Annotated in this window: 11 protein-coding genes and 1 pseudogene; 6 read left to right on the forward strand and 6 right to left on the reverse strand. The window is 52.2% G+C overall.

Annotated elements, in window-relative coordinates:
* Nucleotides 1–18: 18 nt before the first annotated feature.
* The 3 genes from M4D81_RS14925 to M4D81_RS14935 are packed head-to-tail and all read right to left on the reverse strand — an operon-like array spanning nt 19 to nt 3,261.
* Nucleotides 19–843, reverse strand: coding sequence for a carbohydrate ABC transporter permease (locus M4D81_RS14925; RefSeq protein WP_260067060.1), 825 nt, complete (start codon nt 841–843; stop codon nt 19–21).
* 60 nt (nt 844–903) lie between these two features.
* Complete coding sequence (locus tag M4D81_RS14930) at nt 904–1,869, reverse strand: carbohydrate ABC transporter permease (protein WP_113060272.1); 966 nt, start codon at nt 1,867–1,869, stop codon at nt 904–906.
* Nucleotides 1,870–1,899: 30 nt separating this feature from the next.
* Nucleotides 1,900–3,261, reverse strand: a complete 1,362-nt coding sequence (locus M4D81_RS14935; RefSeq protein WP_220686324.1) for an ABC transporter substrate-binding protein — start codon at nt 3,259–3,261, stop codon at nt 1,900–1,902.
* Between the two features lie 191 nt (nt 3,262–3,452).
* On the opposite strand from M4D81_RS14935, the gene M4D81_RS14940 reads away from it, so the two are divergent.
* Nucleotides 3,453–5,324, forward strand: coding sequence for a sensor histidine kinase (locus tag M4D81_RS14940; protein ID WP_260067062.1), 1,872 nt, complete (start codon nt 3,453–3,455; stop codon nt 5,322–5,324).
* A complete protein-coding gene (locus tag M4D81_RS14945; protein WP_260067063.1) occupies nt 5,299–6,360 on the forward strand; it encodes a response regulator transcription factor in 1,062 nt (353 codons plus the stop codon). Before M4D81_RS14940 ends, M4D81_RS14945 begins: the two co-directional genes overlap by 26 nt.
* A gap of 12 nt (nt 6,361–6,372) precedes the next feature.
* Here the strand turns inward: M4D81_RS14945 and M4D81_RS14950 are convergent, their stop codons facing one another.
* Together M4D81_RS14950 and M4D81_RS14955 are read right to left on the reverse strand one after the other, a co-directional pair.
* Nucleotides 6,373–6,903, reverse strand: coding sequence for a GrpB family protein (locus M4D81_RS14950; protein WP_260067064.1), 531 nt, complete (start codon nt 6,901–6,903; stop codon nt 6,373–6,375).
* A 194-nt stretch (nt 6,904–7,097) separates the two neighbouring features.
* Nucleotides 7,098–7,643 carry an NAD(P)H-dependent oxidoreductase gene (locus M4D81_RS14955; RefSeq protein ID WP_260067066.1) on the reverse strand — a complete coding sequence of 182 codons (546 nt, stop codon included), beginning with the start codon at nt 7,641–7,643 and terminating at the stop codon, nt 7,098–7,100.
* A gap of 248 nt (nt 7,644–7,891) precedes the next feature.
* Here M4D81_RS14955 and M4D81_RS14960 point away from each other — a divergent pair, with 248 nt between their 5' ends.
* The 4 genes from M4D81_RS14960 (at nt 7,892) to M4D81_RS14975 (ending at nt 11,201) form a co-directional block, all read left to right on the forward strand.
* Nucleotides 7,892–8,278, forward strand: a complete 387-nt coding sequence (locus M4D81_RS14960) for a winged helix-turn-helix transcriptional regulator (protein ID WP_260067067.1) — start codon at nt 7,892–7,894, stop codon at nt 8,276–8,278.
* Nucleotides 8,279–8,590: 312 nt separating this feature from the next.
* Nucleotides 8,591–9,136: a PadR family transcriptional regulator gene (locus tag M4D81_RS14965; RefSeq protein WP_260067068.1), complete on the forward strand. Its 546-nt coding sequence runs from the start codon at nt 8,591–8,593 to the stop codon at nt 9,134–9,136.
* A gap of 25 nt (nt 9,137–9,161) precedes the next feature.
* Nucleotides 9,162–10,331, forward strand: coding sequence for an MFS transporter (locus tag M4D81_RS14970; protein WP_397376695.1), 1,170 nt, complete (start codon nt 9,162–9,164; stop codon nt 10,329–10,331).
* A 243-nt stretch (nt 10,332–10,574) separates the two neighbouring features.
* Nucleotides 10,575–11,201: a DUF3298 and DUF4163 domain-containing protein gene (locus M4D81_RS14975; RefSeq protein ID WP_260067071.1), complete on the forward strand. Its 627-nt coding sequence runs from the start codon at nt 10,575–10,577 to the stop codon at nt 11,199–11,201.
* A gap of 109 nt (nt 11,202–11,310) precedes the next feature.
* On the opposite strand, the pseudogene htpG reads toward M4D81_RS14975, so the two are convergent.
* A pseudogene (htpG, locus tag M4D81_RS14980) lies at nt 11,311–13,187 on the reverse strand (molecular chaperone HtpG).
* Between the last annotated feature and the right edge of the window lie 58 nt (nt 13,188–13,245).

Consider the following 13,245-nt stretch of genomic DNA (forward strand, 5'->3'; position numbering starts at 1 on the left):
AACGTTAGTAACGTTCCATTATTTAATCCCGGCCATATTGTGGTTCTGCACAAAATATTTCTCGGCAAACAGGAATACCAGCAGGATCGGAACCAGACTGACCAGTGCGGCTGCGATCATAAGCTGTTCATTGCCGGTCCACTGGCCTGACAAGGAGAGAATGCCGATGGGCAGCGTATACTTCTCATTCGAGGTCAAATAAATGACAGGCGTCAGAATCTCGTTCCACTTGCCCATGAATGTAAAGATCGCCAGCGTCGCCAAGGTAGGCCTGGCCATCGGAATAAAAATTCGCAGGTAGATCTGGAACGGATTGCAGCCCTCCATCTTGGCCGCTTCCTCATACTCTTTAGGTATATTCATGAAAGCCTGACGCATGAGGAAAATCCCAAACGGCTGAGCCAGCCATTCGATAATCCACAGCGGCGTGAGCGTATCCAGCATGTTCAATTTGTTAAAAATGATGAAGTGCGGGATGATGATCACCACCGCCGGAATCATCATCGTTCCCAGCACCATCACGAACAGCGCGCCTTTCAGTGGAAAGCGCAGCCTCGCGAACGCATACCCGACCATCGAGCAGGAGATCAGGGCGCCGATGACGGACAATGCGGCTACGAAGATGCTGTTCAGCGTGTAGCCCCCAATATTCCCAAGCTGGAACACCTGGGCGTAATTGGACCATTGGAATACTTCAGGAATCCAGCGGGGCGGAACCGTTGTATATTCCTTGTAGGTTTTCAATGAATTCATGAGTGCCGACAGAAACGGCACGATCATGATGAGCGAGCTGATCCCGATCAGCACGTATCCGATACTTTTTCCCAGCAGCTTTCTTCTCATTTGAGGCCACTCCTTCCTCCGATGCGGTTCCAAATCCCCAGTTCCATCTTGATCGCTTGATCAGTCATAATGCACCCACTTCTTTTGGGCCCGAAGCTGTATCAGCGTCAGCAGGAACAGGATCATGAACAGGACCCAGGCAATGGCGGAAGCATACCCCATCCTCATAAAGGTGAACCCTTCGCGATATAAATACAGCATCATGACCAGGCTGGAGTTATTCGGACCTCCCGCCGAGCTGATGTCGCCCCTGCCGGTCAGCACGTAGATCTGTTCGAATGCCTGGAAGGTAGAGATCGTGCTCATGATGACAACCAGAAAGGTCGTCGGTGAGATCAATGGAACCGTAATGTACCGGAATTTGCGCAGGGCTCCTGCGCCGTCGATCTCCGCGGCTTCATACAAATCCCCGGGAACGCTCTGCAGACCCGCCAGATAAATGACCATAATATAGCCGATCCCTTTCCAGACCGCGATGAACACGAGCAGCGGAATCGCCAGCTTCGGATCCTGCAGCCAGCCTTGCCCTTCCAGCCCCAGCTTCGCAAGCAGCGTATTGGCCAGGCCGAAGCGAGGGTTGAATATAGCGTCAGCAACGTAGAGGATGACGGTCCATGAGGAGATCACCGGGATAAAATGGGCCATCCGGAACCATTTAAGCCCTTTCAAACGCTGGTTTAGCGCGACGGCCAGCACCAAGGCCAGGAAGGTCTGGAGCGGCACGAACAGAACAGCAAAATACAAGGTATTCCACAGGGAACGCCAGAACATCGAATCCTCGGCCATGCGCCGGAAATTATCCAGTCCGCTCCACTCGGGCGGATTCAGCATATCGTAATCGGAGAAGCTGAAGTACAGGGATGCGGCGAGAGGCCCCGCCACAAAAATGATAAAGTGGAGAACATAGGGGGAGGCCATGAGCAGCCCCCATCTCCCCTCATGATCCCATTTCCGTTTTCGGGCGGGCTTTCCGTGCGGCATCGGATCGGCTTTGAGTGCTGCATTGTCGTTTAGCGTATTGTCCATTTCACTCCCGCCTTTCTTCCACCCTTGGTTTTATTTTTTATAGAAATCATCGAGGACCGCCTGAACGGCTGCGTCCGCTTCGCTTAAAGCCTGATCGATGGTTGCATCCCCCAGGAAGGCACGCTCCGCATGCTCGTTGAATTTGCCTACCCATTCTTCCCAGACCGCGTTATTGTCGAGCGTCTGGGCGAACTCCAGGCTATCCAGGAAAGCCTGGCGATTAGCAGGCTGCTCTCCCGCCTTGAGGAACACTTCGGATTCCGCAACGGATTTTTTCACGGGCACGGCTTCGCCAAGCTCGGTCCACTGCTTCTGCACATCGTCTTCTGTAGCCCAATATTTAATCCACTCCCAGGCAGCTTCCGCTTTCTCGTCGCTTGACTTCTGATTAACCACCCACGAGTTGGCAATGACCGGGGACACCCGCTTGCCGTCAGGTCCCTTCGGCAGCAGCGCCACATCGTAATTCAGACCGGCTTCATTCGCTGCCTGCACCCGGGCATAAATGCCGATCCGCATGGCGGCCGATCCACTTGGGAACACGGCGGTATTGCTCTGGAAGCTCTTCAGATCGACCGGATCCGTAATGATGCCGCGCTGCATGCCGTCGACCATCCATTCGAACGCCTGCTTGTTCTCAGGGGAATTGATGATTGAGTTCTCCGCTTTCTCGTCAAGGGTTCCGCCGCCGTAGGACTTCATCACGGAGAACCAGCCCTCGGTAATGCTGAAGAACGTAAGCCCGAACTGATTCACGCTGGCTGCGTCGAACCCGCTGTCCTCGGCCGTTTTTCCGCCGGCATCCACCGTCAGCTTGGCTGCCGATGATTTCAGATCCTCCCAGGTCCATTCATCCGAAGGATACGCTACGCCGGCCTTATCAAACAGCTCCTTGTTGTAAAACAGCACGCCGACCTGTATGCCCTGCGGCACACCCCAATAGCGCCCGTCCGCGTCCTTGTTAAAATCGAGGCCGTAGTACTCATCGGCTTTCAGATCCCTTGCAATCCAATCGGTCAGATCCTTGGCCGCGCCCCGCTGGGCGTATTTCATCACGTAGACGCCGTCGGACAGCCATACGTCCGGCGCCTGGCCGGCCGCGATCTGCGTATCCAGCTTCTGGTAGAACTGCCCGTAAGGCGCGCTCTGCGTCTTGACCGTAATGTTCGGATGCTGCTTCTCGAACTGCTCGATCAGCTCCTTCATCTTCGCATCGGAGCTGTCGCTGGAATAATACCCGAGCAGGATTTCTACCTTTTTCCCTTCATCCCCTCCGGTGCCGGGTGTGGCAGTGCCGGTCTTACCTTCATCAGCATTGCCGCAACCGCTTACCATAACGGATATCAGCAATAAGGCCGTTAACCAGCTGTAAAACCCTTTTCTCTTTTTCACAAATCCTCGCCCCCTATTGTTTGAATGGATTAATGCGATTGTAGTTGATAACGACCGAATGCGCCCATGTGCTTTCTTAGCCCACTTGTGATTTCTTGCTGCGGCATCATGGTTTTTTATTTACAACTTGTGTTTTTTTGCTACAATGTTCCTTACATTCCCTACTTCAATGCGAGGAAGGCGGAAGAGCGATGAACATCCAAGGCGTCTCCACCGGTAATCTTACCATTAACCAACGTTTGTTCGTGCTGATCATCCTATTCATTGGCCTCCCCTTCTTTCTGCTCGGCAGCTTCTGGTACCAGTCGTCTACCGAAGCGATTGAACAGTTTGCCGCAGGCGCTAACAAGCGTATCATCGAGCAAACCAACGTCTCGCTGGATTCGTACATATCCAATCTGGAGAATTCCACCTATCCCTTTATCCACAACCCGCAGATCCAGCAATTTCTCTCGACCACACAGCTTACTCCCTATGCGTACTTTCAGCTTGCCAAAAAAGTGGAAGACGACTTGTTTGCCCAGATGATTTACGGCAGGTCCGACATTATCGGAATCTCGCTCGTCGCCGAGAACAAAAGACAAATCACCGATTACGAAAGCGCGCCGGGACTTCTCGACATGAGTGAAATCCGCAAACGCAACCGATCCTATCAGGCGCAGCTGGATCAATTCAACGATTTTCAAATCATCGGCCTCAGCCGGGTAGGAAACACGCCAGCCCTTACCGTGGCCCGGAAGCTGTATGACAATTCGTCCTTTCTCTATAAAGGCTTATTGATTGTCGACCTCAATCTGAAGCAAATCGGAGCCATCTGCTCTAACGATTCGCTGGGGGGCTTTGACGTCTGGATCATGGGCAAGGATGGGCAGATGATCTACCACCCGGATCCGAGCCGGGTCGGAACCCCTGTCGAACCGGGGCTGTTAACACGAATTCAAAACCGGGACTCCTCCTTCTTCCGGCATCAAGACACCGTTTCGGGCACCGAAAAGATGGTTCTGCATGAACGTTCGCAGATCACCGACTGGACGGTTGTCGCCGACCTGCCACTGAACAATCTCATCGGCGGTTTGATCACCCAGCGGAATTACTCGCTTGCGGCCGCAGCCCTACTTATGATCATTGCATTGGGGCTCGTGGGCGGCTTTTCCTTGTCCTTGACAAGGCCGCTCTCCATGCTTCAGAAGCTGATGGCCCGCGTCGAGCGGGGCGATTTTGTGCTTCCTACCAACATGAACCGGTTCCGCAACAATGAAATGACCGCCGTATTTCAAAGCTTCTACAGCATGACGGGAGAGCTGAAGCGGCTGATCCGGGAGGTCCAGGATTCCCAGCTGAAGGAACGGGAGCTCATGATCAAGCAGAAGGAATCCGAGCTCCGCTCCATGCAGTCCCATATTAACCCGCATTTTTTGTACAATTCATTGGAGATTATTAATTCATATGCCATTGCGGACGATCATATGGAAATCAGCCGCATGACGAGGGCGCTGGCCCATATGTTTCGTTACAATATCGGTCATGCCGGATCCGTCGTTCCGCTGCGGGAGGAGATGACGCATGTCCAGTATTACCTCGATCTTCAAAGCGCCCGTTTCCGCAGGCTCCGGATCGATATGAACCTGAACGAACGGGACCTGAATCGCGTAAACGCCGTAAGGCTCACGCTGCAGCCGATTGTAGAGAATGTATTCATACACGGATACCGAGGGAAGAAGCCAAGCTACCTGGGGATCAGCTCTCGTGCGGAATCGGGCTATTTTGCCATCATCATCCGGGACAAGGGGATTGGCATGACGGCGGAAACGCTGTGGCAGATCAGGCAAATCCTGCAAACCCGCGAGAAGCCGGGTGAAGGCATGCAACAAAACGACGGGGAGGAAACGACCAGCGGCATCGGCCTCTTGAACGTGCATCAAAGGCTTCAGCTTACCTTCGGTGACGAGTATGGCCTGCATCTTGTAGAATCCGTGCCCTTGGAAGGCACGATATTTGAAATCAGATTGCCGTACAGGACTAGCGAGGAGGGACACCATGTACCGGATCATGATGATAGATGACGAATACGCCATTCATTTGAGTTTGCGAAAGCTTGTTGAGAGGTCGGGTCTTCAAATTGTCGTCACCGGCGAAGCCGAGGACGGGGTTGAGGCCTTGGAAATGCTGGAAAATAGCCGGCCCGACATCATCGTGACCGATATTTGCATGCCTGAAATGGATGGACTGGAATTTATCCGCCGTGTCCGGGAATCCCATCCCCAGATGCATTTCATTATCCTGTCGGGCCATGACAACTTCGAATTCGCACGTCAGGCCCTGCGCTATGGCGTTTCGGACTTCCTGCTGAAGCCCATCGACCCTGCCCAGTTCCAAACGACGCTGGAACGTGCCTGCAGGGAGCTGGATGAGCGGAAAGCGCGGTTCTCCCGGCAAACGGAATGGACGCTTGCGCAGCAGCGCCACAAAGCCAGGCTGGCTGAGCTGCTGTATTCTGCCGATGAACAGAGAGCGCTGGAACAAATTCGCGAGATCATGGCTCTTTTCGAGACGAGCGGGCCAGAAGAAGTCAGCGTGTCACGGTACGCCCAAATGCTGATGCAGGATCTGCTGACGGCGATGAAAGAACGCGGTTTGCTTCTTGCGATGGAGATTGGCGAGGATCAATGGCCACAGGACGATCCCATTGCCTGCAGCCGTCAAATACAAGATAAGATCAAGGAAATGCTGGCGTTGATTAAGGGCTCCCGAAATCTAGGGTCCCGCCACAATATTCAGAAGGCCAAACGTTACATTGAAGAGAATTACGCGATGGAGGATTTGTCCTTGCAGGAGGTAGCTGATTCGGTGGGGATGTCGGTCACATATTTAAGCCGTACCTTCAAGAGCGAAACGAATATGAACTTCGTAAAATACCTGGTGCAGGTCCGTATGGAAAAAGCGAGGGAATTGCTGGCGGAGTCTGAGCTTTCCGCCCAGGAAACAGCCTACCGCGTCGGCTTCTCGGACTATGTCCATTTCAGCAAGACGTTCAAAAAATTTCATGGCCTCACCCCTTCGGCGTACCGAAAGCAGTGCAAGGCCATGAATGGAGGATAAATTCGCAGGAGCTTATTCGGATTGCACACCGTTCTTCCATGCTTTCGCCCTGACAAGCAGCTGCTCAACGAACGCATTCTTCTCATCGGAGTATCGGAGCAGGGTCCGGGTCCCTTGCGAAACGATCCGTCGTTTGATCTCGCTGTAACGCTCGGCTTCCACGGCATGTGCCCGCAGGTAATCCCTGATCATGATGTTATGATTCCAGATGTCGCCACGGTATGACACAATATGAACGTTATAGGCAACGCTGCCTCTTTTGCGGAGATATAAACGGCCGGGGATTCCCGCTTCGCCCAAGTCCTCGTAACCCATAGCGGTCAGCTTGGGGATGATTTCATCCGTATGCTGCGTGCTCTCCACGCCCACCAGAATATCGATAATGGGTTTGGCCGTCATCCCCGGTACCGATGTGCTTCCAAAATGTTCGATGGCGGCCGTATAAGGGCCGATCTCCCTGATTAACGTCTGGTGTTCGTCGCTAAACCGATCCGCCCACTGCTTGTCATAGGACTCCAAGTGAATGGCTTCATCAATCGTCATAAAGGCTCCTCCTGCAAGTTTTGTAAGCATGTGCGGTGAAGCCGGTTTGGGCCAACCTAACCCTTTAATGGGCTGGCCCAAAAACCCATAGGCACTGCTTCAGATCATGTCATGTCATACATGACTCCATCATGCCTTTTATGGCTCCGGCCGACAAGTGCCAATCTTCTATAATCACGGCCGAGAAGCATGCCTCAGTATCGGCTTTCGGCTGCAATTGCTAGAACCTGGTCGGCATATCTGCCGGCCTCCGCCTGGAGCTCCTCATCGCTTACCTTCTCTACGTTATAGGTCGCAAAGGCCGGCAAATATCGGACTTTGCACCGGTTCAACGTGGCTTGAATCGGGCGCAGCAGCTCGCTGGCGGTATACCAATTGTCCCCGCCTGCCTGATATCCTTGCTCTAAGCCTGCCACCGTCGTGGCCACCATAAATTCCTTGCCTTTTAGATTGTTGCCTTCCGGTCCGAACGCCCAACCGAAGGTCAGAACGTCATCGAACCATTTCTTCAACAAGGGCGGGCAGCTGTACCAGTAAAACGGGAACTGGAACACTACCCGATCATACTGTAGAAGAAGCTGCTGCTCGCGTTCAATATCGATAATCCAATTCGGATACTCCTTGTAAAGATCCCGGATATCTACATTTCCATTCGCATACAGCCTGCTGTGCTGCATCAGCACTCGATTCGCACGCGAGTTGTCTAAATTCGGATGAGCCACAATCACCATGATTTTCATATTCAGGTCTCTCCTGTCCCATTTGGTTTGTTTGACACCCCCATTATGTTTCGGATCCGTTTCGTTGAAAAGTACGCTCTTTTTATGTACTTAGTCAGTTTTAGCGTACCTATACATCCCATGCATAGTACGATAAAACGTACTAAGTACGAAGAAGAATAGTACTGGGTTTAAACTGAATACTGTGCTACATTACTAACATCAAATGAACAAAGACCGATAACACACTTCCTATGGGAGATGAGAATATGAGAACAACCGATCATGAACGGCCTAACACCGACGGCATCCTGACAACGCTGCAATTAATCGGTGGCAAGTGGAAACCGCTGATTCTGTTTATACTGCTGCAGGACGGAACCAAACGGTTCGGGGAGCTCCGGCGTCTGCTTCCGGGCGTGACCCAAGGCATGCTCACGAATCAGCTGCGCGAACTGGAACACGATGGGCTGGTCGTACGCAAGGTATATCAGGAGATTCCGCCCAAGGTGGAGTATTCCATCTCGCAGCATGGAAAGAGCTTGGACAGCGTTCTGACCGACATGTGCACCTGGGGATTTCAACATTTGGATTATGTTGAGAAGGTCAACGGTCAGCCTAAAGAGAGTCATGGAAAAAACGCAGGCGGACTGTAAACGCAGGACGCAAAACCCTTAATGCTCTTGCCAGGGACGGCTCGCCTATGCAAGCACATGCATCTACTCCCTGCTATGCACAACGGATCCAAGTCTGCTATATTTCTCAATTTGAGTTGGCTTCTTTCCTCCCCCTTCGCATTCTTCCAGCCGATCCTTCTGGGATCGGCTTCAATTGCTGCACCTCTCCATCCTGAAATTCGGACAACCGTCATTAGGAGAGCGATTGCCAAAAATATTCTCCAGGTATTGTATTATATGTCGTATCGATATATATTTATATCGATACGACATATTTATGGAGGAGCTCATATGTATGAAATTTTTGTTCTGGGTGAATTGATGACCGGGGATAAACACGGCTATATGCTCCAAGAGATCCTTAAAAATGCAGGCGGGCCTTACCGCCAGATCAGTTCCGGAACGTTATATCCCCTGCTCTCCCGGATGGTGGATCACGAGTGGATCCATCTTCGTCTGGACGAATCCGGCGGAGGCAAACGCCCTCGAAAAATCTACGGGATTACCGATTCCGGACGGAAGAAGTTTCACGACCTTATGGAGACCCCCCTGGACTACAACATGGATACGGAGCAAATATTCCATTTCAAAATGGTGTATTTCCGGTATGTTCCGAAGAAGGTTCGGCTCGATTGTCTAGAGCAGTATTTGATTTATTTGGAGACCAACCTGAAACATGTGACGGACTTTGAAGCAGAGATCACGTTTTATAAACCCGAACCTGAGAAACTGCGGCTTCAATTGCTGAGGGTGCTGGATCACCGGAAGCAGATGGGAATGACGAATATCGAGTGGGTCAAGAAAGAAATAACGGCCGTTAAGTCCGAAGAAGACTAGCGTTCAAGCGTTTTTCACATTGGATATAAGGAGGGATACGAAGATGGAGCGTTTATGGACGAAACCGTTTATTCAGATGACGGTCGGGATGTTATTTCTGTTTACGGGCTTCTATCTGCTGCTGCCCACGCTTCCGCTGTATATCAAGCATTTAGGCGGCTCCGAGACCCAGGTGGGCTTGGCGGCCGGCGCGTTCACGCTGACGGCGGTTGTGTTTCGCCCAATGGTCGGGGGATTGGTGGATCGGTACGGCAGGAGAGCTTTTTACATTTGGGGTCTTATCTTCTTTGTCCTCTCGATGTATCTCTACGATTGGGTCGGCAGCATTCTGCTTCTGCTTGCTCTGCGGATCCTTCACGGCGCGAGCTGGGCTTTCTCGACAACCTCCATCGGAACGGTCATTACGGATTTAATTCCGACCTCCCGTCGTGGGGAAGGCATGGGCTGGTACGGTATGGCGATGACGGTGGCAATGGCCATCGGCCCGATGCTGGGTACTTATATCGTTAGCGGGTATTCGTTTCGGACGTTGTTTCTTGTCGCTACCGGGCTCTCTCTGATTGCCTTCATACTGGCCTACATGACCAGAGCCCCTTATCAAGCCAAACCTTCGGCAGGACGAATTCAGCTTGTCGAGAAATCCGTTCTCCCGGTCACGGTCGCCATCTTTTTTCTGGCTGTCGCTTATGGGGGAATTACAACCTTCCTCCCGCTATTCGCCGAGTCCATCCGGGTCAATCCGGGAACCTTTTTCCTGGTGTACGCCGTCGCTCTTACCTTGATCAGGCCCTTTGCCGGGAAGCTGTCGGACCGTTTCGGCGAAGCGGCTGTCATCATTCCGTCCCTTGTCGTAACGGCGGCGGCTCTAATCGTCTTAAGCCTGTCGAGCGGATTGCCCGGACTGATTACGGCGGCCATTCTGTACGGCATCGGTTTCGGCTCGGCCCAGCCCGCTCTTCAAGCAGCCACCCTGCGCATTGCTCCCGAAGATCGGAGAGGCGCAGCCAACGCCTCTTTCATGACCGCATTCGATCTCGGCATCGGGCTTGGCGCCATCCTGCTGGGCCTGGTCTCCGAGCGTATCGGCTATGCATATCTGTTTACGGTTACGGCAGTATCGGTTGTCGTATCCTTGGCCATATTCACGATCTTTGTTAGAAGACTGCTTACGTCTGGCGTTGCAGAGAAGGAGTGAGGGCCGTCCGATTTGCAACAAACACGCCCACGGACCTGGACTCCCGCTGTCGCATTGGAGCGTTCTGTGGCATTGGAGCACTCTGCCTGACCGAAGCCGTTCTGCCGGGTTAACCGGGCTGCCGACCCTCTGAGCCCGCCAGCCTCGGAAGTCCGAAAACTTCCTCCCCTCCGGCTGCGTAACCTTCGCGCCCGCTTCCGAATAGGCTAACGTATCTGATGTTAGATTGGAGCGATGGTACGCATGGCGCAATATGTACCGCCGGTGAGCATCCATACCCTCACGCATACGGCACCCGGTCTCGTGATTCATTATCCGCAGGTATACGGCCTCATAAATCCTGGAGCAGAGGAAGCCATCAACCGGGCCATTATTGTTCAAATCCAGGATATGCAGCGTGAACAGCAGCAAGTTCAGACCGGCACCAACCCGCAAACGACGGGCACTTTTGAAATCAAAACGAATGAACGAGGCATCCTTAGCCTCGTGCTGACCAACTACACCTACTCCCAACCTATGGCACATGGACATACGGTAACGAAAGGCCTGACCTTTTCCACGGCCACCGGTAAATCCTACGCCTTATCCGACCTGTTCCGTGCGGGCGCCGGCTATCAAGCCGTTTTGGCCGCCGAAGTGAATCGTCAGATCAAGGAACGCGGCATTCCCGTGCTGGAGAGCGGTCCGGTCACCGTTTCGCCGAATCAGGACTTCTATTTGGCAGATAAATCACTGGTCATCTTCTATCCGCTATATGCCATCACGCCGTACTATGTCGGCTTTCCGATGTTCCCGATATCGGTATATGACCTCTTGGGCATGGCGCCCGAGAACGGATTGTTATCGGATCTTGCCGCGGACGTGGCGTAGAGAACTGCATCGTGTTCAGGTGACATGCAGAAAAAAACAAACCCGAATCCCTGGTGCCATACCAGAGTTTCGGGTTTGTTTATTACATCGCATGAGCTAGCTACGACGGTTACACCATGATTTTGCAAATATCGTTCGTAAATTCCACCGGATCGGCAATCGGCAAGCCTTCAATCAGCAGCGCCTGATTGTACAGCAGATTCGTGTAGAGCTTCAGCTTATCCTGATCCGCTTGCTGTGCCTTCAGCGATTTGAACACCTCATGGTTCGTGTTAATCTCCAGCACCTTGTCGGCTTGGATATCTTGTCCGTTCGGCATCGCCTTCAAGATCTTCTCCATCTCAATTGAGACATCGCCCTCCGTGGACAGGCATACCGGATGGGATTTCAGTCGTTTGGAGGCTTTAACGGATTTCACCTTGCCGGCCAAGAGGCTGCCCATAGCTTCAAAGAGCTCCTTATTGTCGTTCTCTTCAGCTTCATTCTCCTGTTTGTCCGTCTCGGAATCGAGGCCAAGATCGCCGCTGGATACCGACTTGAATTCCTTCTCCTTGTATTTCATGAGCATCTTGATCGCAAACTCATCGACATCGTCGGTGAAGTACAGAATTTCATAACCTTTGTCGGCACCATTTCCGTCTGCGGAAGCTTCTCGATCCGGTCGATGGAATCGCCGGAAGCATAATAGATATACTTCTGATCCTCCGGCATCCTCGATACGTACTCGTCCAGGGAGACCAGCTTCTTCTCCTTGGAGGAAGTGAACAGCAGCAGATCTTGAAGATCTTCCTTGTTCATGCCGTAATCGTTGTAAACGCCGAATTTCAGTCCTCTGCCAAAGGATGCGAAGAACTTCTCGTAATTCTCCCGCTCGTCCTTCATCATGCCTTGCAGCGCGCTTTTCACTTTGCTCTTGATGTTCTTGGCAATCAGCGTCAGCTGACGGTCATGCTGGAGCATCTCGCGTGAGATGTTCAGCGACAGATCCTCGGAATCGACCATCCCTTTCACAAAGCTGAAATAGTCCGGCAGCAGGTCGCCGCATTTGTCCATGATCAGGACGCCGTTGGAATAGAGCTCAAGCCCTTTCTCGTATTCCTTGGTGTAATAATCGAACGGCGTATTCTCGGGAATGAACAGAATCGCGTTATATACGACGGCACCGTCCGCTTTGACATGAATGTGTTTGAGCGGTTTATCGAAGCCGTACCGTTTCTCGTTGTAGAAATTCACGTAATCTTCGTCCGTCAGCTCGCCTTTGTTCTTGCGCCAGATCGGCACCATGCTGTTGATGGTCTGCTCTTCCTGGACTTCCTCGAACTCATTTTCGGCATCAGCCTTCGGACGCTGCGTTTTCACGTCCATCTTGATCGGATAACGGATGAAGTCCGAGTACTTCTTGATGATCGCTCTTAAGCGGTATTCTTCCAAATACTCGTCATACTGATCATCTTCCGTGTTCTCTTTGATCTTCAGAACGATCTCGGTTCCGACGGAATCCTTATCGGCCGGCGTAATGGTGTATCCATCCGCGCCTTCGGATTCCCACTTGAACGCTTCATCGCTGCCCAATGCACGGCTCGTCACGGTAACGACATCGGCAACCATGAAGGCGGAATAGAAACCTACGCCGAATTGGCCGATGATATTGTGGCCGTCCTTCGCTTCGTTCTCACTCTTGAATGCAAGGGAACCGCTCTTGGCGATGATGCCGAGGTTGTTCTCGAGGTCTTCCTTTGTCATTCCGATCCCCGTATCGGTAATGGTCAGCGTACGGTTTGCTTTATCTGCGGTAATCTTAACGTAGTAGTCTTCTTTATTAAAGGTCAAATTGTCGTCGGTCAGCGCTTTATAGTAAATCTTGTCGATCGCGTCGCTGGCATTTGAAATCAGCTCACGCAGAAAAATTTCGCGCTGCGTATAGATGGAGTTAATCATCATCTCGAGCAGCCGTTTGGACTCAGCTTTAAACTGTTTTTTCGCCATGAAAAAATCTCCCTTCCAATCTGAACGAGGTTTCATTTAGCACTCTTTACAGCAGAGT

This window comes from Paenibacillus sp. p3-SID867 (assembly GCF_025142895.1).
Taxonomy (GTDB): Bacteria; Bacillota; Bacilli; order Paenibacillales; family Paenibacillaceae; genus Paenibacillus_AQ.

What these genes read in the sequence shown, in the direction of transcription:
- M4D81_RS14925 (WP_260067060.1), bottom strand. Translation starts at nt 843, where the DNA reads ATGAGAAGAAAGCTGCTGGGAAAAAGTATCGGATACGTGCTGATCGGG.
- M4D81_RS14940 (WP_260067062.1), top strand. Translation starts at nt 3,453, where the DNA reads ATGAACATCCAAGGCGTCTCCACCGGTAATCTTACCATTAACCAACGT.
- M4D81_RS14975 (WP_260067071.1), top strand. Translation starts at nt 10,575, where the DNA reads ATGGCGCAATATGTACCGCCGGTGAGCATCCATACCCTCACGCATACG.
- M4D81_RS14965 (WP_260067068.1), top strand. Translation starts at nt 8,591, where the DNA reads ATGTATGAAATTTTTGTTCTGGGTGAATTGATGACCGGGGATAAACAC.
- M4D81_RS14960 (WP_260067067.1), top strand. Translation starts at nt 7,892, where the DNA reads ATGAGAACAACCGATCATGAACGGCCTAACACCGACGGCATCCTGACA.
- M4D81_RS14955 (WP_260067066.1), bottom strand. Translation starts at nt 7,643, where the DNA reads ATGAAAATCATGGTGATTGTGGCTCATCCGAATTTAGACAACTCGCGT.
- M4D81_RS14930 (WP_113060272.1), bottom strand. Translation starts at nt 1,869, where the DNA reads ATGGACAATACGCTAAACGACAATGCAGCACTCAAAGCCGATCCGATG.
- M4D81_RS14945 (WP_260067063.1), top strand. Translation starts at nt 5,299, where the DNA reads ATGTACCGGATCATGATGATAGATGACGAATACGCCATTCATTTGAGT.
- M4D81_RS14950 (WP_260067064.1), bottom strand. Translation starts at nt 6,903, where the DNA reads ATGACGATTGATGAAGCCATTCACTTGGAGTCCTATGACAAGCAGTGG.